This window comes from Pseudoalteromonas sp. 2CM39R, assembly GCF_023161845.1.
Window position 1 is genome coordinate 156257 of the sequence record NZ_JALNTM010000008.1, and the last position, 24255, is coordinate 180511.

At 39.4% G+C, this 24255-nt stretch carries 24 protein-coding genes; all 24 read right to left on the reverse strand.

Translation table 11 applies throughout. From position 1 onward, the window contains the following. Position 1: 1 nt before the first annotated feature. Positions 2-1057, reverse strand: coding sequence for a pseudaminic acid synthase (gene pseI, locus MTF66_RS18785; protein WP_248527901.1), 1056 nt, complete (start codon positions 1055-1057; stop codon positions 2-4). A 1-nt stretch (position 1058) separates the two neighbouring features. Next, positions 1059-1820, reverse strand: coding sequence for a cytidylyltransferase domain-containing protein (locus MTF66_RS18790; protein ID WP_248527904.1), 762 nt, complete (start codon positions 1818-1820; stop codon positions 1059-1061). After that, entirely contained in the window at positions 1821-3146 is a 1326-nt protein-coding gene (locus MTF66_RS18795) for an aminotransferase class III-fold pyridoxal phosphate-dependent enzyme (RefSeq protein WP_248527906.1), read from the reverse strand. It abuts the gene before it with no gap. Between the two features lie 116 nt (positions 3147-3262). Continuing rightward, complete coding sequence (locus MTF66_RS18800) at positions 3263-3748, reverse strand: GNAT family N-acetyltransferase (RefSeq protein WP_058586408.1); 486 nt, start codon at positions 3746-3748, stop codon at positions 3263-3265. Next, positions 3748-5856, reverse strand: a complete 2109-nt coding sequence (locus tag MTF66_RS18805) for a 6-hydroxymethylpterin diphosphokinase MptE-like protein (RefSeq protein ID WP_058586409.1) — start codon at positions 5854-5856, stop codon at positions 3748-3750. Before MTF66_RS18805 ends, MTF66_RS18800 begins: the two co-directional genes overlap by 1 nt. Then, a complete protein-coding gene (locus MTF66_RS18810; protein ID WP_058586410.1) occupies positions 5849-6124 on the reverse strand; it encodes a hypothetical protein in 276 nt (91 codons plus the stop codon). Before MTF66_RS18810 ends, MTF66_RS18805 begins: the two co-directional genes overlap by 8 nt. Next, entirely contained in the window at positions 6114-6542 is a 429-nt protein-coding gene (fliS, locus tag MTF66_RS18815; RefSeq protein ID WP_058586411.1) for a flagellar export chaperone FliS, read from the reverse strand. Before fliS ends, MTF66_RS18810 begins: the two co-directional genes overlap by 11 nt. Positions 6543-6568: 26 nt before the next feature. After that, on the reverse strand, positions 6569-7975 hold the full coding sequence (gene fliD, locus MTF66_RS18820; RefSeq protein WP_248527911.1) for a flagellar filament capping protein FliD: 1407 nt from the start codon (positions 7973-7975) through the stop codon (positions 6569-6571). 23 nt (positions 7976-7998) lie between these two features. Further along, positions 7999-8421: a flagellar protein FlaG gene (locus MTF66_RS18825; protein ID WP_248527914.1), complete on the reverse strand. Its 423-nt coding sequence runs from the start codon at positions 8419-8421 to the stop codon at positions 7999-8001. A gap of 88 nt (positions 8422-8509) precedes the next feature. Next, the gene (locus MTF66_RS18830; RefSeq protein ID WP_058586414.1) at positions 8510-9475 is read right to left on the reverse strand and encodes a flagellin; all 966 of its coding nucleotides are present in this window, start codon (positions 9473-9475) and stop codon (positions 8510-8512) included. Between the two features lie 162 nt (positions 9476-9637). After that, the gene (locus tag MTF66_RS18835; RefSeq protein ID WP_058586415.1) at positions 9638-10609 is read right to left on the reverse strand and encodes a flagellin; all 972 of its coding nucleotides are present in this window, start codon (positions 10607-10609) and stop codon (positions 9638-9640) included. A gap of 435 nt (positions 10610-11044) precedes the next feature. Beyond that, positions 11045-12010 carry a flagellin gene (locus MTF66_RS18840; RefSeq protein WP_058586416.1) on the reverse strand — a complete coding sequence of 322 codons (966 nt, stop codon included), beginning with the start codon at positions 12008-12010 and terminating at the stop codon, positions 11045-11047. Positions 12011-12357: 347 nt separating this feature from the next. Continuing rightward, positions 12358-13590 (reverse strand): flagellar hook-associated protein FlgL, encoded by a 1233-nt coding sequence (flgL, locus tag MTF66_RS18845; protein WP_248527916.1) that lies wholly within the window; start codon positions 13588-13590, stop codon positions 12358-12360. A 2-nt stretch (positions 13591-13592) separates the two neighbouring features. Beyond that, entirely contained in the window at positions 13593-15602 is a 2010-nt protein-coding gene (flgK, locus tag MTF66_RS18850; RefSeq protein WP_248527919.1) for a flagellar hook-associated protein FlgK, read from the reverse strand. Positions 15603-15615: 13 nt separating this feature from the next. Further along, the gene (flgJ, locus tag MTF66_RS18855; protein ID WP_248527922.1) at positions 15616-16584 is read right to left on the reverse strand and encodes a flagellar assembly peptidoglycan hydrolase FlgJ; all 969 of its coding nucleotides are present in this window, start codon (positions 16582-16584) and stop codon (positions 15616-15618) included. Between the two features lie 193 nt (positions 16585-16777). Continuing rightward, the gene (locus MTF66_RS18860; RefSeq protein ID WP_054553304.1) at positions 16778-17872 is read right to left on the reverse strand and encodes a flagellar basal body P-ring protein FlgI; all 1095 of its coding nucleotides are present in this window, start codon (positions 17870-17872) and stop codon (positions 16778-16780) included. Between the two features lie 12 nt (positions 17873-17884). Continuing rightward, entirely contained in the window at positions 17885-18568 is a 684-nt protein-coding gene (gene flgH / locus MTF66_RS18865; RefSeq protein WP_054562216.1) for a flagellar basal body L-ring protein FlgH, read from the reverse strand. A gap of 15 nt (positions 18569-18583) precedes the next feature. Further along, a complete protein-coding gene (gene flgG, locus MTF66_RS18870; protein ID WP_054553306.1) occupies positions 18584-19372 on the reverse strand; it encodes a flagellar basal-body rod protein FlgG in 789 nt (262 codons plus the stop codon). 21 nt (positions 19373-19393) lie between these two features. Continuing rightward, complete coding sequence (locus MTF66_RS18875) at positions 19394-20158, reverse strand: flagellar basal body rod protein FlgF (protein WP_054553307.1); 765 nt, start codon at positions 20156-20158, stop codon at positions 19394-19396. A gap of 160 nt (positions 20159-20318) precedes the next feature. Beyond that, entirely contained in the window at positions 20319-21686 is a 1368-nt protein-coding gene (flgE, locus tag MTF66_RS18880) for a flagellar hook protein FlgE (protein ID WP_058586421.1), read from the reverse strand. 52 nt (positions 21687-21738) lie between these two features. After that, entirely contained in the window at positions 21739-22419 is a 681-nt protein-coding gene (locus tag MTF66_RS18885) for a flagellar hook assembly protein FlgD (RefSeq protein WP_058586422.1), read from the reverse strand. Between the two features lie 13 nt (positions 22420-22432). Then, the gene (gene flgC / locus MTF66_RS18890; RefSeq protein ID WP_058586423.1) at positions 22433-22864 is read right to left on the reverse strand and encodes a flagellar basal body rod protein FlgC; all 432 of its coding nucleotides are present in this window, start codon (positions 22862-22864) and stop codon (positions 22433-22435) included. A gap of 2 nt (positions 22865-22866) precedes the next feature. Then, positions 22867-23277, reverse strand: a complete 411-nt coding sequence (flgB, locus tag MTF66_RS18895; protein WP_248527925.1) for a flagellar basal body rod protein FlgB — start codon at positions 23275-23277, stop codon at positions 22867-22869. Between the two features lie 135 nt (positions 23278-23412). Further along, on the reverse strand, positions 23413-24243 hold the full coding sequence (locus MTF66_RS18900; RefSeq protein ID WP_054562221.1) for a protein-glutamate O-methyltransferase CheR: 831 nt from the start codon (positions 24241-24243) through the stop codon (positions 23413-23415). Positions 24244-24255: the final 12 nt, after the last annotated feature.

Consider the following 24255-nt stretch of genomic DNA (forward strand, 5'->3'; position numbering starts at 1 on the left):
ACTAATCACCGATATTATCTAGTACATCAAAGCTTACACGGTCACCAATTTCGACTTTTCTACTAATTTGTTTACCAATAACTTGATCGTAATATTTAGTATGAAGCCCAAACCCTGGCCTAACTGACTTTATGTCATCAGCAGTAATAACATCACCTTCGTCAAGTGGTTTAGCAAAGTACAAAGAACGTCGAGCTAAAATATTTTTTTGTGCTGACTCAGTTATTGAATAATCAACATTACCAAGCGCCTTCTCAGCATCTCTTACAGCACATACCAATTGACTAAATTCATTTTTATCTAACGAGAAAAAGGCATCTACTGAATCATCACTTTTATCTAAAATGAAGTGCTTTTCGATGATTTTAGCCCCAAGAGTTACACTCACAACAGGAGAGATTATCCCTTGTGTATGATCAGAAAGTCCTGCAAGGCAATTAAAGCGATCCTTTATATCTGCAATTGTCGCTAAATTACACTCATCTAAAGGCGTAGGGTAAGCTGTAGTACACTTTAAGATTGCGAGCTCTTTACAACCATTCTCCCTCAACACTTCAACTGCAAGTTCAATATCTTCAAGATTTGCTATTCCTGTTGATAAAATTACTGGCTTTCCAGTTTTTGCGACATATTGTAAAAGAGGGATATCTGTAATTTCTGGAGAGGCTATTTTATAAACAGGTGCACCTAATTCTTCTAGAAGATCAACTGCAGAAAAGTCAAAGGGTGAAGAAAAAATATCAATATTACAACGCTTTGCTTCAGCAAATAACTCTTTATGCCACTCCCAAGGCGTATATGCTTTTTGATATAGAGAATGCAATGAAACATGCGATTGCCATGGATTATCGCTAGGTAAGCAGAAATCAGGTTTATCGCAATCAAGAGTGATTGTATCTGCTGTATAGGTCTGCAGCTTAATAGCATCTGCGCCAGATTGTTTGGCTTCTCTTATTATTTCTTTTGCTTTTTCTAAACTTCCGCCGTGGTTCGCCGACATTTCAGCAATAATATAACAAGGACTAGTGGAATCTATTTTTTTTCCATTAATTTTCATATTATTCTCTATCTTGTTGTTCGTTTTTAAGGGAAATTAGAAGCCCCTCATTACGAACTATTTGAGCATTGATGGCTTTCACTTCAGGGTGGCTGTCTAGAAATGCTTTTATCTGTTGATAGGTTACATTTAGAGTATCATCATTCGCATCAGCAATCGCATTTATAACTTGCCAATCTTCTGGTGTATCTAAAGTAAACCGATAATGACTATCATCAGTGTCATTATTCAATTCAATAACTCGATATTGCTGTTCTTTATTTTCATAGAGATGCAAGGTGACATGTTCTAATTCAGATGGCCTCAGTGCTTCTAAAACAAGCCCTTTTAACGCCTTTGTTTCTACAACTTCACAGTCAACGCCTTCTGCAAACATTTCACTTAAAAAACCATACTGAGCATTTTCATCTATTACTTTAGTACACAACCGCTCACAAATATCAGCATCAACAAAAGGCGTATCACCTGTAATACGAATTACGAATTCACAGGGGTAAAGCTCGGTCGCGAGCTGAAACCTTTGTAATACGTTCTCTTCTGGCCCTCTAAAGTATTTAATCCCATGCTCTTTAGCAACAAGGCATAATTCATCGTTCTCTTGATTAGTCGATGTAAGTAAAACAGTATCATCAATACAAGAAGCCTTTTTTAGCCGCTCAACAACTTGAACGATCACAGGCCTACCATTAATATTTTTAAGAACCTTGTTTGGTAGTCTCGAAGACCCCATTCGAGCTTGTATGAATGCTATTACTTTAGCCATCTAATTTAACCTTTGAAAACCACTATGGCAAACAGGTCCATCTATTAAGCTGGCAATATCTTGGTTACTATCAAGTGCACCTTGCAATAGGTTAAAAACTTCAGAGATAGCAGAAATATACTTTTCACATATCTCTTCACCATGGGCAATAGAAAGATAAATTACATTACTGGCTAAGAAGCCTCTTTTTAGCATCTCTTGAGTGAACAAAGTTTTAAGTGCTAATGCTTGATCTGTCGGAAAAATAAATATCGGCACGCTATCAATACCAATAATTTTTAAATCAAAACCAGCTTTAGCTGATGCATCTAATATTTGTTTTTTGAGTTTTTTACCAATTTCATTAAGCTTAAGAGGTACATTGTCACGTTTAAAAATTTCCAATGTTTTAAGCGCAGCAACAAAACCAACTCTTTCAGTCCAGTAAGAGCTACTAATAAAAGATTGCTGTGCAGCATCCATTACTTCTGAGCGACCTATAATTGCCCCAATAGGGTGCCCGTTACCTAGCGCTTTACCTAGTACACAAATATCTGGTTCTACCTCAGTTAAGAGGTGTGATGCGCCTGTATTTAATCTAAATCCTGAAGAAATTTCGTCGAAAACAACCACTATATTATTTTCATGTGCAATTGCTTTAACTTCTTTTAAAAATTCAACATTTGGTTGGCCATGCCTGAACACTTCCATCATCACAACACCTAATCTATCACGATGCTTTTCGACAATAGCTTTGAAACCTTCAATATCACCTTCTTTAAAAGGAATAGCAGTGTTGTGTAATTGCTTTGGCACACCTGCAGGTTTTAGTCCTGGTAATAGTTGCTCATCTAAATTTTCACTATCACTAATATTTGTAGCTAAATACCAATCATGCCAACCATGGTAACCACAAAATGCCACGGTTTCTTTCTTACTAAAAGCACGAGCGATTCGAATTGCTAAAGTACAAGACTCACCACCAGTACGTGTGAAGCGAACAGCTCCTGACCAAGGATGCAGGTCAATCAATTGCCTTGCTAGTTCAACTTCTTCAAAACAGTTTAAACTACTCATCGAACCATCTTGAATAGCAGAAATAACAGCGTCATTAATCTCATCGTTAGCATAGCCAAGAGAGCTAGTTCCAATTCCCATAATAGAAAAATCGTAGTAATGATTGTTGTCTAAATCCCAAACTTCACAACCTTTTGATTTTTTATAGTAAGCAGGCCATTGCTCCGGGAGAAACATTTCAGCGCGCTTTGATAATAGCTGATTACCTCCAGGGATAATTTTTTTTGCTTGTTGCCAAAGCTTTGCACCAGAGTTATTTTTTAAGGTCATGAAATACCCCTAGAAGAATATGATTAGATAATATCGATTTGTTTAGGAATATTATAGAGATAATAAATTCCCATATATAGGTTATCGGCAAGGTATCTACAAAATAAAGTAGTAATTTATGAAAGCAACCAACGCATGTAAATACCTTGATCTTTCTTATCAAAAGTACGAAAACCTAATTTTTCATAACTCTTGATCGCGGGAATATTGTTAGCATCAACACCTAAAATGATTTCACTAATAGATAGCTGTTCCATCAAGCAGCGTGCAGTTGCAGTTATGACTTCAGCTGCAACTCCTTTACCTCGCCAAGCTGGCTCACCGATTAGTATCCCCATTGTGGCTTGTCCACTTTTTTGGTCTATTGGCTCGTATTTAATATTACCGATATGATTGCCCTCAAAAAATATCCCCCAAAGAATACAATCAGAAGCCGTATTTTTTGAGTTTATATACTCTCTTAATGAGCTTATTGAGGAAGATGAGTAAGCAATGTATTGCTTACTCATCTTGTCTTCAAACCAACTTAAGTAGCGTTCAGATGCATCTGATTCATTTAACAATCTCAAATTGAAGCGGTTGGTAGAGATTGATGTATTCATTAAACTGAAGGCTTAGAGTAGTCGAAGCTATAGTCACTCAATACATTCCATCTTGTTCTGTATTGATTAGGGGCTTCAAGAATGAAGTCTTTCCACAGTTCCTTGGCTTCTTGATAATAAGGGATAATTTCTTTGTCATCACCGAAGTTGTAAAGTAATGAAATTAATACCGAAGTTACATACAAAGACTCACCTTCTAAAAGAAGGTAAAGGTGAGTAAAGCGAGGGTGGTTTTTAAATGAAAATAAGTAACGCAGGCTCTTTAATAATTGTTGTAATGCATCTGCTCGATTATTAATTTCAGAGTCTAAGATTTCAGCCATAACATTACATAACTGTTCAAACTCATCGAAGTCTAGGAACTCTTCTAGATTAATATTCTGCTCTAGTGATTTGAACGGTTCTGCTTTGATAAAACTTATAACCTCATGCTTACTGACGTTCGTAGACTCAATAAAGATGTCTTCTGATAATAATGGCATACTTCCTTTTATGGCAGTACCATCACTACAGTTATAGCAATTTAAACCTGTTCCTAACTTTGACTCTAAAAAACGCTCCATTTGAACTTTACCGGTGTGCATAAAATGATCAGTAATAACTTCACCACCAAAATTACCAGGAACGACCAACTCTCCACCCATTTTTAATGGAGCATGAATCGTTTTACCTTCTCCAGAATAGTAATAACTCCCTTTTGAATGGTGATGGTTAGGATCTTTATAACCATTATCTGCACCAAAAAGATAAATGTTCTTAAACTCCATGCTGCCAAAAAAGCTTAACGCAGTGTTACCAACAAGCGGGTTACTAAATCCTATCGTTGTTGTTATGCGGTTATTTTTTAAATATTCAGTAATATGAAACAACGATGTACCAGCTTCGTTCCCTTTTAAAGCTACGCCACACCAACCAAAAAGATCCAAAACACCTGGGTACATTACATTTAAAACAAGTAAGTTTATTTCTTGTCGAGTTTGTTCAGGCACAAATGCGACTAAAAAGTCTTCTGTTGCTTTTGTTCTTTCAAGAGCAACGTGAAAATCAGGAACAATACCGTGATTTAGTAAAGAAGTGGTCGCTGAATTACATGCAACAACAATGACATCTTTTTGATATTTTTTTATCACCTCAATGTCTTTATCAAGAGAAGGCCCGTTCGCAACTATAAAGATAGGAAATTGATTAAAATCAGGTGATATTTTATTTTCTGGCTTTAATAAGTTAACAGGCTTGTGACTGTTTTCAACGGTATGAGCAATACTTAACAAGGCATCATCAAAAAAGCCCCACCCCATAAAAAACTGATGAAAGTTTCCTTTAAATTCAGCTATGAGTCTATTAACAGCTTCTGAGGGATAATGTTGAAAGAAAAGTGCAGAGGCAACACTAAACGCACCTATCTGGTTTGCTCTATCATGTAACGCTTCGTACATTTCACTTTCAGATACTCCAATAGCAAAATACAGAAAGCTGCCTGAGTCATCGACTTTTTGTAGAAATGACTGCCAATCAAAGGTGAATAAACTTGCGAAAAAATAGTCTTCATTTGGCTCAAAAATACTGATGTAATCAGCAATAAACTTGTCAAAAAAGTTATTTAGATAATAGCCTAAGCCAACACCAAATATAATTGCGCTAGGCACTCGCTCATCAACAGCCTTATTTTCTCCTAAATTTTGGCTAGCATTGTTGTAAACTCGTCCTATAGATTTCATTAAATCAATATGAACAAAGTTTGTTTCATTCTTTAAAAACTCAACTCGGCTATGATCGACTTTTCCCATAATAGGATTTTTAAACATTTGCTCAATTTGGGATTTGGACTGTGCTAAAGGATCTTCACCGTAAAGAGGTACACCAGTGTCATAATCAACAAAGTTAGCAGTACCATTTTCATTAAGAAATAAATTAAACTTCTCTGAAGGTTGATGTGATAAGAATTTCGTTGCGATCTCTGGAAAATACTTTTTGAAGGCATTTATATTATTTTCAAATCTTTTATTTGCTTCTTCTGCAAAAAGTGCATCTCTTTTATCTTTTTCTGAAATGCCTTTTAGCTGCGCTTCAATTTCTTCAATTTGTTGCTGTTGAGATGGTTCAGACATTTTGGTACTTCTTCAAGTTTTTCTGATTTTTTTGGAACTGAGCTAACTGCTTAACAGTTGATTTTTTTTTAGCAATAACTTGCTCGATTAGTGCTTTATGTTGCTCTACTACATTTAAAATATCTTCATCACTTTTGAAGTGCTCTCTATCTATAGAGTTAGAAAATAAAGTTTTTATCTCTTCATCTATCTTAAGTGATTTTTCAACCTCGTTTGATTCAATTGCAGAAGCAAAATCAGAGAACAACTTTTCAAAATCAGCCGACATTGGCATCAACACCATTTTCGTTTAATGTTTGTTCTCTTATATCATGTGGGATTGCGTCCCAAGCTGACTTGATCTCTTTTAGCAAGTTAGAAACTTCTATCACTATTTCAGGATCATTTTTAATACTTGCGTCTAGTAAACGGTCAATCATATAAGAATACAATGCATAAAGATTTTCAGTGACTTCACCGCCAACTTCAAAATCTAAACACCCTCTTAATGCCTCTAAAATAGCTGACGCTTTTGATAAATGCTCACTTTTAGCTTCAAGGTGCTTTTTTTCAATAGCCACTTTCGCAAGCACCATTTTTTCTATGGCACCAGCCATTAACATTTGAATGATTTCGTAACGGTCAGCACCAGCTACTCGGGTTTTAAGAGCCTCTTTTTGATAATTCTTAACTTTAGCGTTGTACATACTTTCTACCTTTTTATCGCTGAAAATTAACTGCTAGACTTAGTGAAACCAGGTAAACTAGCAAGTTGCGAACTCAGATAAGTTTGCGTTGATTGCATTTGCGCAAGCAAAACATCTAACCCTGAATATTGCTGCCTTAATCGAGTTTCGAGCTCTTCCATTCTATATTGGTGATTTAAAACATCATCTTCTAGCTCATCTAATTGGCCATTCAAGCTCTCTTCACGCTGCTTTATGATACCATCAGAGTCTACGTAATTATTAAGTAAGGCCTCGAACTGTTTAGCAACGCCGTTTTCACCTGCAAAAGCTTTGCCAATGTTGTCAAAGTTATCATCCATCGCTTCATTTAAACTACGAACTAAGCTCGACTTTTCAAGGTAACCTTCTTTATCAACACCTAAACCTATATCAAAAATACTGGTAAATGGGCCTGCATCAGACAAATTAGTTGAGAGTGTATTTACTAATTGTGAACTTAAAGACCTGATTGTAGCATCGCTATTTAAAGGTTTACCTACTCTTGATTGAAAACCTAGTTGACCTACTACATTGTTGTAATTTGCAATTAACTCATCAACCAGTGTAGTTATACTCTCCCTGTCATACTCGACAGACAATTTGGCAGTTTCACCGTCAACACTTTGGCGTTTAGCCGTAATTGTCATATCTTGAACAGCATCTTTGAATGTGTTGGTGTCATTGGTGATAGTGATACCATCAACCTTTATTGTCGCGTCTTTGGCTTCATTACCAGAAGCGATAGCTATCCCGCCAGCACTAACACCATCGTTTGCTAAAGTAGAAACATTATCTAGCTCAGCATTGTCGTTAGTAATAACTAGATCATTACCAGTGCCTGTTACACTCGAAGTAAAAACAAGCTTAGACTCTGTGCCTGTATTAATAATATTAGCAGTAACACCAAAGTTAAGATCAGAATCGTTAATAGCATCACGTAAGTCAGCAAGAGTTGCACCAGCATCAAGTGTTATATCAAAGCTCTTATCACCAGCAGCAAAAGATAAAGTACCGCCAGAAGCTGTGACAACATCATCTGTTGAGGTAAATAGACCATCATTGGAAGTTGCGCGACTACCCTGTGCAAGCTCAACAACTTCTATGTTGAAGTCCCCTGGGGTAATATCTGAAGTTGGAGTTACCGAGATTAAATCACCATCATCACTAGTAGGCTGCTTGATGTTAGCAATTCGTTTATCAAAGTTATCAGGGTCAGCAAGCTTCTCGACTGTGTCTTGCAGTTTCGATAACGCTGATTTCACTTCACCTAAAGCCGATAACTCAACCTGAAGCGATTCTTCTTTTTTAACAAAAGCATTCATTTTTGGAGTATTTTCAGCTGATAGTGTCGCACTGATGATGCTTTCTAGATCAAGACCAGAGCCTACTCCTGCAGATGTAATTGATGCCATTATAATACTCCTAAATGCTAACTTTATGCGGTTCTATCGAACAACAAACCTCTATTGCTTAATTTATCGGCAAACTCTTCTAAAGCTTTAGCCACTTCTCGAAACTCTTCGGTTGGAATTTCTCGAATTACCTCATCATTTTCTTTATCAAGAACTTTGATAATAGGCGGTTCCCCCATCTCATCAAATTCAAAAATTAAATTTGTTGATGTGACTGGGATATAGCTATTAAGCTTTTCTAAGTTTTGTTTTACTTCAGCAATTAGATCGTTTTTATCTCTCTGCTCATTCTGTTTAGAAACTTGCTCAATATCCACAGGCTCCCTACTAGCAATTTCTGTGCCTTTACTTGCTTTAATATCATCAATTTCAGCTTTTAAATTTGCAGAATTTCCACTAGTAGTAAGGTTATCATTAGACCTTTGCGTTGAATTAAGATCTATCATAGTAATACCTCTTAATATCTTACTTATTAAGTATAAGCCACTTCAGAGTAAATTTCCTAGCAACCCAAAGTGGCTTATAAAACAAATATTAGCCTAGTAGTGAAAGCGCTACTTGAGGACGTTGATTTGCTTGGCTAAGAATTGAGCTACTTGCTTGTTGCAAGATTTGCATCTTAGTTAAATTAGCTGTTTCAGTTGCGAAATCTGTATCTTGTATACGCGAACGTGCAGCAGATAAGTTTTCAGCAATATTTGATTGGTTACGAATAGTAGATTGGAAACGGTTTTGAACCGCACCAAGCTCCGCACGCTTTTTATCAACTACTGCAATAAGTGAATCCATACCAGCTAAAGTCACTTGTGCGTTTACTTGGCTTGATACACTTATTGCTGTCGCGATGTATGCTGCAGCAAATGTATCTGTCGTTAATGCTGCACCACCAATATCTGACGCACCTTCAGCTAGGCCAGATAAACGGTCACCAGTTACTGCACTTGCGATACCCGCAATACCAGAAAGAGTGAAGCCAGCATTCGCAGAAAGAGAACCAGTTGCAGAACCACCAACGTTTTGCATACTAAAGCCGATTGTTTGAACTGCATCAGCACCGACTTGGAAATTAGCATCAAAAGAACCGTCAAGAAGGTTTTGACCACCGAAAGTAGTATCTTCGGCGACACGATTCACTTCAGACATTAATGAACGAATCTCTTCTTGAAGGGCTAAACGGTCTTCATCAGTATTCGAACCATTAGATGCTTGTTGAGCAAGAGTTCTCACTCGTTGGAACATCGAAGTAACTTCGTCTAGTGCACCCTCAGCTGTTTGTGCTAAAGAGATACCGTCATTCGCATTTCGGTTACCTTGATTTAAACCATTAACTTGACCAGTTAAACGGTTAGAAATTTGCATACCTGCCGCATCGTCTTTTGCGCTGTTAATGCGTAAACCTGACGAAAGGCGCTGAAATGAAGTGTCTAAAGAGTTGCCAGATTTCATTAGCTGGCGCTGTGCGTTCAAAGAACTCACATTAGTATTTACATAGATAGCCATAATAGCCTCCGCTTTATCATTTTATAGCTAAACAGCGGGATACCCCTACCCTGCTATTTAACCGACTTAGAGTCCTAGATTTATAGTTCTCTAAATCAGTTATCGTCTGATAAAGCGAAAGCTTTAGCTTTATTTGTAAATTTTTTAACTAATTTTTAAATTTTATCCTTGTAATAAGCTTAGAGCCGCTTGAGGTCGTTGATTTGCTTGACCTAAAATTGTTTGGCTTGCTTGTTGTAAAATTTGGTTCTTAGTTAATGCAGCCGTTTCTGCAGCGAAATCAGCATCTTTAATTCGTGATTTTGCAGCTGATAAGTTTTCTGAGATGTTCGCCTGGTTTCGAATCGTAGATTGAAAGCGGTTTTGCACAGCACCTAACTCTGCACGCTTTTTATCTACAACAGCGATTAGCGCGTCCATTCCAGCAAAAACCAATTGAGCATTTACTTGAGTTGAAACAGAAACTGAAGAGGCTCTAAAAACAGCGTCAAAGCTATCAGTCGCTAATGCTGCGCCACCAATATCTGATGCACCTTCAGCTAAAGCTGAAAGCTGCTGCCCTCCAACGGCACTTGCAATACCTGCAATACCTGAAAGAGTGAAGCCTCCATCAGCTGATAAACTATTTATTGCAGCAGTTCCACCTACACTTTGCATACTAAAGCCAATGGTTTGAACTGCATCCGCACCAATTTGGAAACTAGCAGAATAACTACCATCTAATAAGTTTTGACCACCAAATGTTGTATCTGTAGCTATGCGATTTACTTCATCTGATAATTGACGGATCTCTTCTTGGATTGCTAAGCGGTCTTCATCAGTATTCGAGCCGTTTGCAGCCTGTTGAGATAGTGTTCTAATACGTTGGAATGTTGATGTAATTTCATCCATCGCACCTTCAGCAGTTTGCGCAAGTGAAATACCATCATTAGCATTTCGATTTCCCTGATTAAGACCTAGAATTTGCGATTGTAAACGGTCAGATATTTGTAAACCGGCAGCATCATCAGCTGCACTATTAATACGTAGACCTGATGATAAACGTTTAAATGAATTATCTAGATCTGTACCTGTTCTATCCAACTGTCTTTGTGCATTTAATGCACTAACATTAGTATTTACATATAAAGCCATAATAAACTCTCTTCTTATCTGTCAAAGTAAAGTCACTTTTAAAAAGTGAATTTGACAAAGTGACCCTTATAGCGGCAAATCTAAGTCGCCTGGGGCAAAATACTGCCACTTTGCTTATTAGTTAATTAACTTGAAGTAAACAGAGCAATTAATAGGCCAACAATTAATTTAGTTTAAAAAAGGAATGAAAAAAGGCTCCATTTAGTAGGAGCCTTAAGAGAGATAAGTTTAAGAGTGGGTTTAATAACACAAATTATGGCATAATCTGTGCTTTATATTTTATGTTCTTACAAATGTTAGAACACTACTGTCAGGATTTTGAGCGCCTCCGCTTTATAATCCTATCTTAGCGCCTTTGTTAATACCCCATTAGACAAAGGCGCTTTTCTTTTAAGTCAAAGTTTTGACTTCACCTTAACTTAAATCCCTCAACTATTAACCTAGTAGGCTTAACGCCGCTTGAGGTCGTTGGTTAGCTTGACTCAAGATTGTTTGGCTAGCTTGTTGTAAGATTTGCATCTTAGTTAAGTTAGCTGTTTCTTGAGCAAAGTCAGTGTCTTTGATACGTGACTTAGCTGCACTTAAGTTTTCAGAGATATTCGATTGGTTACGAATAGTAGATTGGAAACGGTTTTGTACCGCACCAAGCTCAGCACGTTTTTTATCAACTACTGCGATAAGCGCGTCCATACCTGCTAAAGTCACTTGCGCATTTACTTGGCTTGATACACTTATAGCTGTTGCAATATAAGCAGCAGCAAATGTATCTGTTGCTAATGCTGCACCACCAATATCTGATGCACCTTCAGCTAGTCCAGATAAACGGTCGCCAGTTACTGCACTTGCGATACCCGCAATGCCTGAAAGAGTAAAGCCACCATTTGCAGACATAGAACCCGTAGCTGAACCGCCTACATTTTGCATACTGAAACCAATTGTTTGTACAGCATCTGCACCCACTTGGAACTCTGCGTCGTATGAACCGTCAAGAAGATTTTGACCACCAAAAGTTGTATCTTCAGCAACACGATTCACCTCAGACATCAGTGAACGAATCTCTTCTTGAATCGCTAAGCGGTCTTCATCGGTATTTGAACCATTTGCTGCTTGTTGAGAAAGCGTACGTACACGTTGGAACATTGCTGTTACTTCGTCTAGCGCACCTTCAGCTGTTTGCGCTAAAGAGATACCGTCGTTCGCATTACGGTTACCTTGGTTAAGACCGTTAATTTGCGATGTTAAACGGTCAGAAATTTGTAGACCAGCCGCATCGTCAGCTGCGCTGTTGATACGAAGACCTGATGATAAACGCTTGAATGAAGTGTCAAGTGAGTTACCAGAATTCATTAATTGTCTTTGAGCGTTTAATGAACTAACATTTGTATTTACATAAAGTGCCATGATATTTCTCCCGAAGTAAACTTATCATTTACTCTCAAACTTACTCTAATTAAGCGGTAACTGTCATTTGTTACTCTGCTTGGTTAATTAAGTTATCGGTCCGCTCAAAAAATCCTTTAGTGAATTTTTAAACAATTTTTAAATTTTCACTTAACATGCTATTTTTAAAGGAAAAATAATTTAAAATTTTAGCTGAACATGGCTTCTGGTTACCTTGTAAGCCGCTATCACGATGTGTTAACGAGGGTAAAAACACAATAAAGAGTGAGCTAAAAGCGCTTTTAAAGTAGGAAGCTTAAGGCAGGTTTTATAGGTTAAGCTCTTAAAATGAGCTTAACCTATAAAAATTATAAGTAATCAAATAATGATAGGTTAGCCAAACGGCCAAATGTTGCTTGGGCAGCTTGCAGTGATGTTTCTTGTTTGGTGAGTTCAGTAATCGCTTCAGCCATATCAAGCTCAACAAGCTCAGCTTTTGCTGCTTTATTACTGGTATCTAAATCACTATTAGACTGTTCGATTTTCTTGGCCGTATTTAAGCGACCACCTAAGCCAGCCTGAACAAGAGAAACCTGATTTTTGGCATTATCGAGTTGTACAATGGCATCCGCTAAAACTTGATCAAACTCTGCTTGAGTTAAATCAGGATTGGTTAGTCCTGCTATCAGATCGTCCAAGGTATTTAAGGCATTCTCTTTTTGTGGTGCTTCAAGGTCAACATCAACTTGGCCATTTGCAACAGGTGAAACAGAAATTGACATCCCTTGATACTGAATTTTTCCATCTTCAAAATTACCACTATCAATAGTTACACCTGCTTGCTGCACAACAAATGTATTAGGTGTGCCTGTGGTAGTAATAAAGCTTAGTGTATTGGCATTTGCCGCTGCAGCAGGATCAGCATTGTAGTTAGCCTGATGGAATTTATCGAAATCAGCTTGCTCAGTAACATAAATTTTTGAGCTTGTGATACCGCCTGACACAGTGCCGTCGTTTGATGCCACATTTAGTCGAGCATTTACTTTTTCGAATGTATCAAAACCATTGTCACTTGATTTGATTTCTACACCTTCAGCTACTTTGATCTTGTGTTGCCCCTGATCGCCACCATATTCATAGCGTCCAGAAGTACTATTAAAGGTGTAAGACGGAGTATTATCTTGATAACCCGAAAAGATAAATTTACCGTCTTCAGTCTTTGCATTCATCAAATCAAGTACCGTACTTTGCAATGCTTTAACTTCTTCAGCAATACCTTCACGGTCGATATCACTATAGGCACCGTTACCAGCTTGAATAGATAAAGTATAAGCAGACTCAAGTGCGCCTTTAATATTTTGCAGCACACTTTCTTCTGTCGTTAGGCGGCTATTCAGCATAGTAATGTTTTTTGTGAACTGTTCATTACCCTGAATGCGATCGTTATAAAGTAACGCGCGAGCCGTTGCGGAAGGATCGTCAGCAGCAGTTAATACACGCTTTTGGGTATTAACCTGCTCTTGCGCTTTGTTTACATTTTGTTGTGAGTTAAGAATAGAATTAAGGTTATTCTTATACATCATGTTATTTGAAATACGCATAATTACCTCGCCGCACTTAATAAGGTGTCAAAAATAGTACGTGCTGTTGAAAGGACCTGTGCCGATGCTGCATATGATTGTTGAAAGCGCAGTAAGTTTGCCGCTTCTTCATCAAGGTTTACACCTGATAGTGATTCATACCAAGCTTCTGATTGATCGGCTAGTGCTGTAAAGGCCGCACCATTCGTTTGGGCTTGACTAGTCACTACACCAATATCAGTGACAATACCTGAATAGGCTTGATTAAACGTTTTATGATTATCGGCTGTACTACTTGCTTCAACATTTTGACGCACTAGCTCACCATTTTGTAAATCGGCCAATAGCAAACCATTACGGTTATCATCAAAACCTCCAGTGTTAAACTCTACTGTGAAGGTGTCACCTGTTGCAGGTGATCCTTCAATATTAAAGTCAAAGCCGTAGGTATCGTAAGGCGCTCCTGCTTGAGCAAGAATATTCTCAGCAGGTGGTGTAATGGTAAACGTCGATGTACCGTTACCATCTGTAATTTGATACTCGTTAGCATTCGCCGTTTTCACTAACGTGATATCGCCATTCGCCAAACTCGGTGGAGGACCCACGGTAATACCCGTTGAGTTGTCAATATCGGATACTGTGCCAGCAGAAATACTTGCATCACTGGAATTATTGATATCGTTCGCAGTTCGAATAGGTGATGCTAACGCTAAATCTTCAGGACGTTCAGTTGCAAGCTCTAAGCTAGTTGCAGCCTGAGAGTTCAACTTAACCATAAATTGGTCACCAGTATTTGCAGCACCTGATACGTTGAGTTGTAAACCAAACGCTTCACCACCCGTAATAGTTGATGAGTCAATCACACCGGCAGTCACATTTGCTGTAGATGCGGTGCCAATGGGTTCACCTTTATTATCGATTGCCTGAATCTCAACAGTGGTTGCGCTTGTATAGGTCACAATAAAATCACTTGCTGGCAATTCGCTGCCTTTACCAGGCTCAAGGGTTGCCGTCATTGTTGATGTGCCCGTATTGGCTTGATAACCAAACGCATCTACCGTTGGAATAGCAAAAATATCGCCGCCAATTTCACCATTAGCGTCCATACCTAAGCTATTTTGTTGGTTAAAGGCATCGGCTAATGCTAAGCCCATTTGACCCAATTGGTTTTGCGCTGGCACTAAAATATCGTCACGAAATGCCAGTAAGCCACCAATTTTGCCTTTCAATTTACTCACATCAACTTCAAGCGGCACAGCTTTGCCACCGTTTACATCAAGTTTTAATTCTTTAAAGTTCGGATCAGGATCGCCACTGAATGAAAACAGGTTAAATGTGCCACTTTGCATGACAAGTGCTTGACCAGAGCCTAAGTACACTTGTTTTTCGCCGTTATTACCATCGAGTGTTTCAATATCAATCAGCTCTGATAAGTCACGAATTGCTTTATCACGTTCATTATATAAACCACTTGATACTGACTCACGATCAGTACCATGAACTGAAGCAATCTTGGTATTTAAATCACTGATATTTTGGATCAGGTTATTAGCTTCATCTGAAAAGATTTCTAGCTGCTCATTTACCACTGCTTTTTGGTCAACAACAATGCTCGACAACCTGTCCATTTGATCAATCAAATTTTGTGCATCCGTCATGACCAGTGAACGAGCTACTGTTGATGACGGTTGGTTTAAGCTTTCTTGTACATTATTAAAAAACGAATTGACGCTCGTTGATAAGCTGTTTGACTCTTCTGAAAACAAGCTATCTACACGACTTGCTTCAGTTACAAACTGATCAAAGAACGCTTTATTAGAGGTATCTCTATTTAATTGCTTTTGTGCAAATTCATTTAGTAAGCGATACGTTTCACCACGGCCGACTTGGTTATCGATCATGGTTGTGAACTCAGTACGCTCACGCACATAGCCCTCGGTATTAACGTTGGCGATGTTTTTACTGGTGGTTTGTAAAAGCTCAGAGTTAGCTCTTACACCGGCATTTGCTATGTCATATAAGCTAAATGACATGAGGGTCTACTCCTTAACGTACCAATGAAGCAGCGACGCTTTGAAGCTCAACGCGCTTCAATACCTGCTTAATTTTATCGGCATAATTTGGATCAGTTGCATAGCCTGCTTTTTGTAACGAATCTAAAAAGGCTGCAGGCTCTGCGGTATTATTAAGTGCTTCTTGATAACGAGGGTTTTCATTTAAGAAATCCACAAAGTCGTTCACACTGTCTTTAATCGATTGATAAGAGCGAAAACTTGCTTGCTTTTTAACTGGCACACCTTGTTCAAACTCAAGCGTGACTTTGCTTGCTTTATCACCTTGCCAGCTCCTATCCGATTTAATATTGAATAAGTTGTTACTACTTGTGCCATCAGCTTTACTGATGATGTGTTTACCCCAGCCCGTTTCAAGTGCTGCTTGAGCAACCATCACAGCTGGGTTTAAGCCAATTTTCTCAGCAGCATTTTTAGCGTGCTCCCAAACAGAGCTAATGAAAGACTCAGCATCTTCAAAGCGATTTTCTGATTGCTCGTTCGCTGATGTATCCTCGACAGCTTGTGGTTTAGCCTTAGCCTCAGTAGTGCTATCAACAGCACCGCTTGCGCGTTTATCACTATCAAAGTCAGCCGTCGTTCTAAGTACAGAACCTGGTGTAAACTCTTTACCGTCTGGCGAGAGCTGCTGAACAATCAAGTCAGCTAGACCCAACGAGCCATTTGATGAAAGCTCAACCGACATTTGTTGGTCATGCATCTCTTCAAAAAATTTAACGCCGCTTGAATTAAATGGGCTGTCTTTATCTTCAAACGCTTCATTTGCTTTACGCATACTTTTAAGCAGCATCTGAGTGAAGATAGATTCAAATTGTGCCGCCGCTTTTTTCAGCGCCTCTTTTGACGCATCGCTAGAGGCATCACTTTTTAAGGCATTTTGACGTAACGAGTCTAAGTTGCCTAAATCAAAAAAGTTTTGCTTGTCGAGATGATTAGTATCCATCAGCTTTTTGACACAATAGTTAATAATGAAAATTAAAATGCAAAAATTGCGCCAATAAAAAACTTTATAAATGAATGGCTAATAACTGATACAGGAATGGAGTAACTTCAGAGCCAAGATTTTGGCTGATGTTTATACACTCAAGGGTTAAAAGTTATAGAAACAAAAAACGCGCTCGAAAGCGCGTTTTAATTTAAATGATAACCAGTTGCCCGTTTATCGCCCCCGCTTCTTTTAAAGCTTCAAGGATTGCCATTAAATCACCCGGTGCAGCCCCAACTTCATTGATTGCACGCACAAGATCATCAAGATTAACACCTGGATTAAATACAAAAGCACGTGAGTCATCTTCGTTCACATCAATAATGCTTTGATTGGTAACCGTGGTTTCACCATCACTTAAAGCATTTGGCTGAGACACATTTTGCTGCTCAGCAATGGTGACCGTTAAACCACCATGTGTAATCGCCGCTGGCTGTAGCTTCACGTTTTTGCCAATCACTATTGTGCCTGTGCGAGAGTTCACAATAATTTTTGCTGCTGTGTCTGCTGGCTTAAACTCTAAGTTTTCAAGTGTCGACAAATAAGCAACACGTTGAGATGCATCACGCGGTGCTAATACACGCACTGAAGCTGCATCGATTGCCTGAGCACTGTCAGGGCCCACTAAATCATTAATCGTTTGCTCTAGGCGTTTTGCCGTTGTGAAATCTGGGCGATTTAAATTAAAAGTAATGTAGTCACCTTGCATAAATGGGCTCTTAATAGCACGTTCTACAATGGCACCGTTTGGAATACGACCCACTGTGGGTGTGTTAATAATTACACGGCTACCGTCTGCCCCTTCAGCACCTAAACCACCTACGACTAAGCTGCCTTGTGCAATCGCATAGGTATTGCCATCAACCCCTTTTAAGAAGGTTTGTAATAAGGTACCGCCACGTAAACTACCCGCACTACCAATAGACGAAACCGTAATATCAATGGTTTGACCGGGTTTTCTGAATGCCGGTAACTCTGCATGCACAGCCACAGCGGCAACATTTTTAATTTTAGGTTTTAAGCTATCAGGTAAAGTGATACCAAAACCATTCAGCATGGCTTTAAAGCTTTGTTGAGTAAATCGGCTTTGCTCACCTGTGCCGGGCAAACCGACAACCAAACCATAACCCACTAATTGGTTTGAGCGAACACCCTCAACCATAGATACATCTTTGACTCGCTCAGCCTGTGCAGAAAACTGCAGGCTAATTAAGCAAAGAGCGATGATGTATTTAAACCCATTCATGACTTTATTCCTCTAAAATGGGAAAAGCGAACTACTAAAGAAACGAGACAGCCAACCTGCACTTTGCGTTTCTTGAATTTGCCCTTTACCTGAGTATTGAATTCGCGCATTAGCAATACGGTTTGATGTGACCGTGTTATCTGCTTGAACATCTTCAGGACGAACTAAGCCTTCAAGGCGAATAAATTCTTCACCGGTATTCAAAGTGAGCCATTTTTCACCACGAATAACCAAGTTTCCATTAGGTAAAACACGCATCACATTGACAGAAATATCACCAAATAAGCTATTTGATTGGTTAGACTTTGAATCACCTTTAAACGATGCACCAGAACCAATACCAAACTGAATGCTATCACCACCAATATTCACCGGATTGCCACCAAGCCCAATAACAGGGTCTAAACTAGCGTCCGTTTCTTTATCGGTTTCGGTTTTAGCGGCTTTGGTGGCTTGCGTTGATTCTTGCAATTTAACCGTGATGATATCACCAGCGCGCAATGCCTTTTTATCTGAGTACAAGTCATCTGCTGAATAACTATCAAACAACGAACCCGTTGGTACCATTGGCTCTGTTGTTGGCTCCGGATACATAGGCGCATAGTAAGGGTCATCCTGAACCACATGATGATTTTGCGTTGTCATACAACCACCCAGCATTAATGCTGCCGATGTGACTAAGATAATGTTACGCATGCTGCCTCCTACCCATTAAAGCTGTTGATTGATGTAACTAAGCATTTCATCAACCGCTGAAATCACTTTTGAATTCATTTCATAAATTCGTTGCGTTTCGATCAAGTTAACGAGTTCTTCTGTTACATTCACATTAGACGTTTCAAGTGAACCTTGAACCACAGTACCTAAACCATCGATACCTGGGTTCCCTTGCACAGGTGCGCCACTCACAGCGGTTTCTGTGTATAAGTTTTGCCCCATAGGCTCAAGACCTGATGGATTAATAAAGTCACTAATTGTTAGCTGACCAATTACCACGTTCTCTGCTTGTCCTGAAATACGTACCGACACTTCACCGTCTTGCGAAACAGTAATTGATTGTGCGTCGTCTGGTACGTTCATTTCTGGCTGTAATGGAAAACCCGCACCAGAAGTTACAATGCGACCATCTTCGTCAGTGGTGAATTGACCATTACGTGAGTATGCAATGTTGCCATCTGGTAATTGCACTTCAAAAAAGCCAGGACCTGAGATCATCCAGTCCAATGAATTTTCTGTGGTAAGCATGTTACCTTGTGAAAAGTTCTTTTGGTTAGCAACCACTTTTGCACCGGCACCAAGCATTAAACCCGATGGCATTTCAGTGTCTTGCGACGAACGACCACCTGGTTGATTTATATTTTGATATAGTAAATCTTCAAATACGGCGCGGCTTTTTTTGTAACCGACCGTGCTGGCATTTGCGAGATTATTTGAGATCACCGAAATATCGGTTTGCTGGGCGTCAAGCCCGGTTTTACTGATCCATAATGCAGGATTCATAACTCTACCCTCTCAGTCATCTTAAACAATGCGTAACAGCTGATCTTGACGCTCATCGAGCTCTTCGGCTGTTTTCATCAATTTAACTTGTAATTCAAATTGGCGTTGATTGCTGATCATATCGACCATTTCATGCACTGGGTTTACGTTCGACATTTCAAGCGTTCCCGACAGTACTTTTACGTTTGGTGAAATATCACAAAAACCACAAAGGTCATTGACCAACATGTCTTCTTTTGGTCGAAATAAACCGTCATTACCTTTTTCAAGCTGAGTGTTATCAGCCTCAATCACTTTTAAGCGATCAACCACTTCCAAAAAGTTTGCTGGCGCTCCTTGTGGGCGAACCTGAATAGCACCGTCTTCACTAAACTCAACTTTCTCGATAGGTAATGGCAAAATGATTGGACCACCTTCGCCAATTACTTGACGGCCATGGCTAGTGATCAACGCGCCATCTGGAGTAATGTTTAATGTGCCAGTTTTGGTGTACGCCTCATTGCCTGATGCATCTTGTACACTCAACCAACCACGGTCACTCATCGCGATATCAAGCTCGCGGCCAGTTTCAACAAAACCACCCGATTCCATATTAGATCCAGGGCGTTCTTGCATTGCAAACACCCTAGATGGCAGACCTTCACCGAAGGCTTGCATAGAGCGAGCTTGTGCAAAATCAGCTTTAAAGCCAGTGGTGTTAGCATTAGCAAGGTTGTTGGCCTTGAGTTCAAGACCTCGCAAACTTTGCTTAGCACCCGACATGGCAATGTAGACCATTTTGTCCATAACATTGACTCACTAAAAATACGATAACTAAGAAATGCAATAAAAGTGCCAAAGTAAAATTGACGCTAAAATAGAAGAGGAAAATGAATAATTAGAATGAAAAAAGGCTGCCAATAGAGGGAGCAGCCTTCGTGTCGGATTAAGCTTAGAACCGTTAAAATTAACGGATCTGTAGGATGTTTTGCTGTAGTGTTGAGTTAACCTCAAGCGCACGTGAATTTGCTTGGAAGTTACGCTGCGCACTAATCAAGTCAACAAGTTCGTTAGTTAGGTTTACGTTTGATTGTTCAAGCGCAGATGAGTTAATTGAACCCAAGGTACCTGAACCTGGTTCGCCAGCAATAGGCTCACCTGACGTTAAACTCTTCTTCCAAGAAGTATCACCCACTTGTTGTAACCCCTGTGAGTTCGAAAAGCGTACCATGGCAACTTGACCTAAGAATGAAGTGTCACCATTACTGTATGAAGCAACAATTTTACCGTCAGAACCGATATCGATACCTGATAGACGACCTACAGTCGCACCATCTTGTTCAAGTGCTTTTACTTCAAAGTTACTAGCATATTGAGTAGGTACTTTGTTCGCTGTTGCCGCTTCATCACGCCAGTTCATCGTTACATCATCAGGGAAACTAGCACCATTAGATAGTAAGTCAGATAAACCTGTCGCAGCGCCTGCGCCATTTGGTAAAGTTAATGGGTTAAATGATGCATCAGTATTAGCAACACCATCCGTGTTAAGTGGTAAACCACTTGAATCAAATTGGAATGTAGTTAGTGGTGTATAAGGCGTTGTTGTTTGCTCTACACCACTTGCATCAAATGGTTTTTCATCCAGTGTGGCGTATACTTGCCACTCATTGTCATTACCTGTCACAGCTGCATCAGTTTTAACGAAGAAGAACTGTAAAATATGTGGCTCACCTAATGAATCATACACAGTTGTTGATGTTGAACTATTATATGTAGCACTTGATTCAGGATCAAACGGTGTCACTGTTGGCGCAGAGGCACGTGAATCTAGGTTAAATGATGAATAAACATTCGTGGTTGCACGCGGTGAACCTGAGGCATCAGGAATTTGTAACGCCGAAGATGTACTTAAGCTTACAGAAGTGGTATCACCGGTTGCTTCATCAACAGGGAAACCTTGTAAGTAGTTACCGCTTGCATCAACAATGAAGTTATCCTGGTTTAATTTAAACGCACCTGCACGAGTATATGTGAAGTCTTGCGCACCTAGGTCATTCGCCATTGCGAAATAACCTTCACCAGTGATCGCTAAGTCAAGAGAGTTATTTGTGAAAGATAACGAACCTTGGTGGAATTGCTGTGCCACCATTGTCGTTCTTACACCGTCACCATTTTTTGTTTTACCAGAACTAAATACTGATGATGCGTATACATCAGCGAACTCTGCACGAGACTCTTTAAAGCCCGTAGTATTAACGTTAGCAATATTATTTGCTGTAACGTCTAAATCTTTTTGCGCGGCTGCTAAGCCTGTTAATGCAATATTGAAGCTCATAACTCACCTCTAACCTATCTCTTAGCCTAAGCTAACCCAAACCTTTTTTTACTTATGCGATTTCAGCTATATCAGTTAGCCTAACCGCACCCTCTTTTGTATTTACGATAATGCCGCTTGCGCCATTAATATTGACACTCTCAATATTCTTAAAGGTCGCCATAGGCATACTGCTGTAGTCTCCATTGACAAAGCCTTCAGCACTGATGTCATACTCACCTTCTGGAAGTACATTGCCATCGTTATCTTTGCCATCCCACTCAAAACGAAGTGCACCCGCTGATTGCGAACCAAGTTCCATGGTGCGTACTAACTGACCCGATGAATCCGTGATCCTCAACGTTAAAGATTCAACAGCAGTCTCTGCAACCACAGAACCTTTTGCGAGATTTTCACCGTCAAAATCAATGGTGTCAGACTCAAGTAACGCTTGCTTACCAACGAGCGTTGAAGCCTGTAACGCAGAGTTAGATGTCATTGATGCAGTCAGTGATTCAAACTTCTCATTTAAGTTTGAAATACCCTCAGCCATAGTGAAATTCGTCATCTGCGCAATCATTTGATCATTATCAGCTGGCTTGCTTGGGTCTTGAAACGACAACTGTTGTGTTAAAAGTGAGAAGAAGTCTTCTTGCGTTAAAGTATCATCTTTCTCTTCTGTTTTATTTTGATTGTCTTGCCAACGTAAATTATCTAAATACGTGGATGACGCACTGCTGATGTCGTTACTCATAACTTATCCTCGGTTACCGCTGCCCAAGCAACAGTGTTTTACTTAACATTTGCTTAGCTGCATCAGCAACTTGCACATTTGTTTGGTAAGAGCGAGAGGCTGAAATCATATTTGCCATTTCTTCTACAACATTAACGTTAGGTTTGTAGATATAACCATTTTCATCCGCACTTGGGTGGTTCGGGTTATATTCAATTTGAAGAGGTTTATCGCTCTCTACAACACCTAATACTTTAACGCCAACAGAAGAGCCCTGAGGATTGCTTTGTGATGATGACGCTTTAGTCAGCTCTGCAGCAAAAACAGGATGGCGCGCTCGGTATGTCTGATCTTGGCTAGAACTAATCGTATTCGCATTCGAGATATTACTGGCTGTGGTATTTAAGCGAACATTTTGCGCACTCATACCGGTTGCTGAAATATCAAAAACATTATACAAACTCATGATTAAGCTCCTTGACTACCGAGGGCTTTTTTAAGGCCTTTAATTTTACTACTCATAAATTGCAGGCTTGCCTGATACTCTAATGAGTTCTGTACATACAAGTTTCGTTCCACTTGTATATCAACCGAGTTACCATCACCTGTATCTGCTTGATTTGGCGAGCGAAACATTTCTGCACTGCCAACAAAACGACTGCCCCCGGCAATATGTTTAGCATCGGTTCTTACCATGCTATTGCCGCCTTGTTGGTTGCTTTTTGCCGCTTTTAATGCCGAGGCAAAATCGATATCTTTCGCTTTATAGCCCGGCGTATCAGCATTAGCGATATTTGTCGCTAATAACTCAGCGCGTTGTGAACGGATCAACATCGCATGAGGATGAACACCAAATGCTTTATCAAAACTGATAGCCATAACCATCTCCAAAAAATTGACTCTGTAGTGCTTAATGCAAAAGCTAAGCCAAAAATTTAGGAGTGATTTAATTTATATAAGAGACTGAAAAATAGGTAAATTTAGCAACCTAAGAGCTAGGTTGCTAAGGAGAGTTTACTTTTTCTGATAGATGATACCGGGGTTACAACGAACCATATCAAAGCTATCACTTAAGCCCGCCATTGATTCTGACGCACCTAAAAACAGGTAACCTTTCGGGTTTAAAGCTTGAGCAAATTGCGAAATGATTTTAGCTTTTACTTCTGGTGAGAAATAAATCAACACATTACGGCAAAATATAATGTCAAACTTGCCCATTAGGGCATATGAATCGAGTAAGTTTAAGTGTCTAAAGCTCACCATTTTGCGGATAGGGTCAACTACCTGAGCCATTCCATTGCCACTGTCTTTAAAGAACTTTTGACGACGCTCCATCGACAAGCCACGAGCAAGTGCTAGCGAGTCATATTCAGCATTCTTACACATATCAAGCATAGTATTAGAAATGTCAGTGCCAATAATTTGCGCACCCATCTTTAATACACCTGGATTTTTTGACTGGAATTCGGCAACCGACATGGCAATAGAGTATGGCTCTTGTCCTGATGAACTTGCCGCTGACCATATTTTTAGTGGCCTACGTACATCTTTAAGTTCAGGAAAGAGTTTCGTTTTCAATAACTCAAACGGATATTGGTCACGAAACCAAAGCGTTTCATTGGTCGTCATCGCATCAACCACAGCGGCACGAAGCTGCCTCTCATGAGGACTCAGTGTTTTACTTACCAACTGTGATAAAGACTCAACATTAAAACGAGCCATAAGTGGCGCAAGGCGGCTTTTAACTAAATAAAGTTTATTATCGCCTAGCACAATGCCACATTGCTGCTCTAAAAAAGAGCGGAATTGATCGTATTCGCTTTGTTGTAAGTGCTTATTTTCCAAAGTAATACCACC

Excerpts from the sequence above, each read along its gene's own strand:
- pseI (WP_248527901.1), bottom strand. The coding sequence starts at position 1,057 with ATGAAAATTAATGGAAAAAAAATAGATTCCACTAGTCCTTGTTATATT.
- MTF66_RS18790 (WP_248527904.1), bottom strand. The coding sequence starts at position 1,820 with ATGGCTAAAGTAATAGCATTCATACAAGCTCGAATGGGGTCTTCGAGA.
- MTF66_RS18795 (WP_248527906.1), bottom strand. The coding sequence starts at position 3,146 with ATGACCTTAAAAAATAACTCTGGTGCAAAGCTTTGGCAACAAGCAAAA.
- MTF66_RS18800 (WP_058586408.1), bottom strand. The coding sequence starts at position 3,748 with ATGAATACATCAATCTCTACCAACCGCTTCAATTTGAGATTGTTAAAT.
- MTF66_RS18805 (WP_058586409.1), bottom strand. The coding sequence starts at position 5,856 with ATGTCTGAACCATCTCAACAGCAACAAATTGAAGAAATTGAAGCGCAG.
- MTF66_RS18810 (WP_058586410.1), bottom strand. The coding sequence starts at position 6,124 with ATGTCGGCTGATTTTGAAAAGTTGTTCTCTGATTTTGCTTCTGCAATT.
- fliS (WP_058586411.1), bottom strand. The coding sequence starts at position 6,542 with ATGTACAACGCTAAAGTTAAGAATTATCAAAAAGAGGCTCTTAAAACC.
- fliD (WP_248527911.1), bottom strand. The coding sequence starts at position 7,975 with ATGGCATCAATTACATCTGCAGGAGTAGGCTCTGGTCTTGATCTAGAA.
- MTF66_RS18825 (WP_248527914.1), bottom strand. The coding sequence starts at position 8,421 with ATGATAGATCTTAATTCAACGCAAAGGTCTAATGATAACCTTACTACT.
- MTF66_RS18830 (WP_058586414.1), bottom strand. The coding sequence starts at position 9,475 with ATGGCTATCTATGTAAATACTAATGTGAGTTCTTTGAACGCACAGCGC.
- MTF66_RS18835 (WP_058586415.1), bottom strand. The coding sequence starts at position 10,609 with ATGGCTTTATATGTAAATACTAATGTTAGTGCATTAAATGCACAAAGA.
- MTF66_RS18840 (WP_058586416.1), bottom strand. The coding sequence starts at position 12,010 with ATGGCACTTTATGTAAATACAAATGTTAGTTCATTAAACGCTCAAAGA.
- flgL (WP_248527916.1), bottom strand. The coding sequence starts at position 13,590 with ATGCGTATTTCAAATAACATGATGTATAAGAATAACCTTAATTCTATT.
- flgK (WP_248527919.1), bottom strand. The coding sequence starts at position 15,602 with ATGTCATTTAGCTTATATGACATAGCAAATGCCGGTGTAAGAGCTAAC.
- flgJ (WP_248527922.1), bottom strand. The coding sequence starts at position 16,584 with ATGGATACTAATCATCTCGACAAGCAAAACTTTTTTGATTTAGGCAAC.
- MTF66_RS18860 (WP_054553304.1), bottom strand. The coding sequence starts at position 17,872 with ATGAATGGGTTTAAATACATCATCGCTCTTTGCTTAATTAGCCTGCAG.
- flgH (WP_054562216.1), bottom strand. The coding sequence starts at position 18,568 with ATGCGTAACATTATCTTAGTCACATCGGCAGCATTAATGCTGGGTGGT.
- flgG (WP_054553306.1), bottom strand. The coding sequence starts at position 19,372 with ATGAATCCTGCATTATGGATCAGTAAAACCGGGCTTGACGCCCAGCAA.
- MTF66_RS18875 (WP_054553307.1), bottom strand. The coding sequence starts at position 20,158 with ATGGACAAAATGGTCTACATTGCCATGTCGGGTGCTAAGCAAAGTTTG.
- flgE (WP_058586421.1), bottom strand. The coding sequence starts at position 21,686 with ATGAGCTTCAATATTGCATTAACAGGCTTAGCAGCCGCGCAAAAAGAT.
- MTF66_RS18885 (WP_058586422.1), bottom strand. The coding sequence starts at position 22,419 with ATGAGTAACGACATCAGCAGTGCGTCATCCACGTATTTAGATAATTTA.
- flgC (WP_058586423.1), bottom strand. The coding sequence starts at position 22,864 with ATGAGTTTGTATAATGTTTTTGATATTTCAGCAACCGGTATGAGTGCG.
- flgB (WP_248527925.1), bottom strand. The coding sequence starts at position 23,277 with ATGGCTATCAGTTTTGATAAAGCATTTGGTGTTCATCCTCATGCGATG.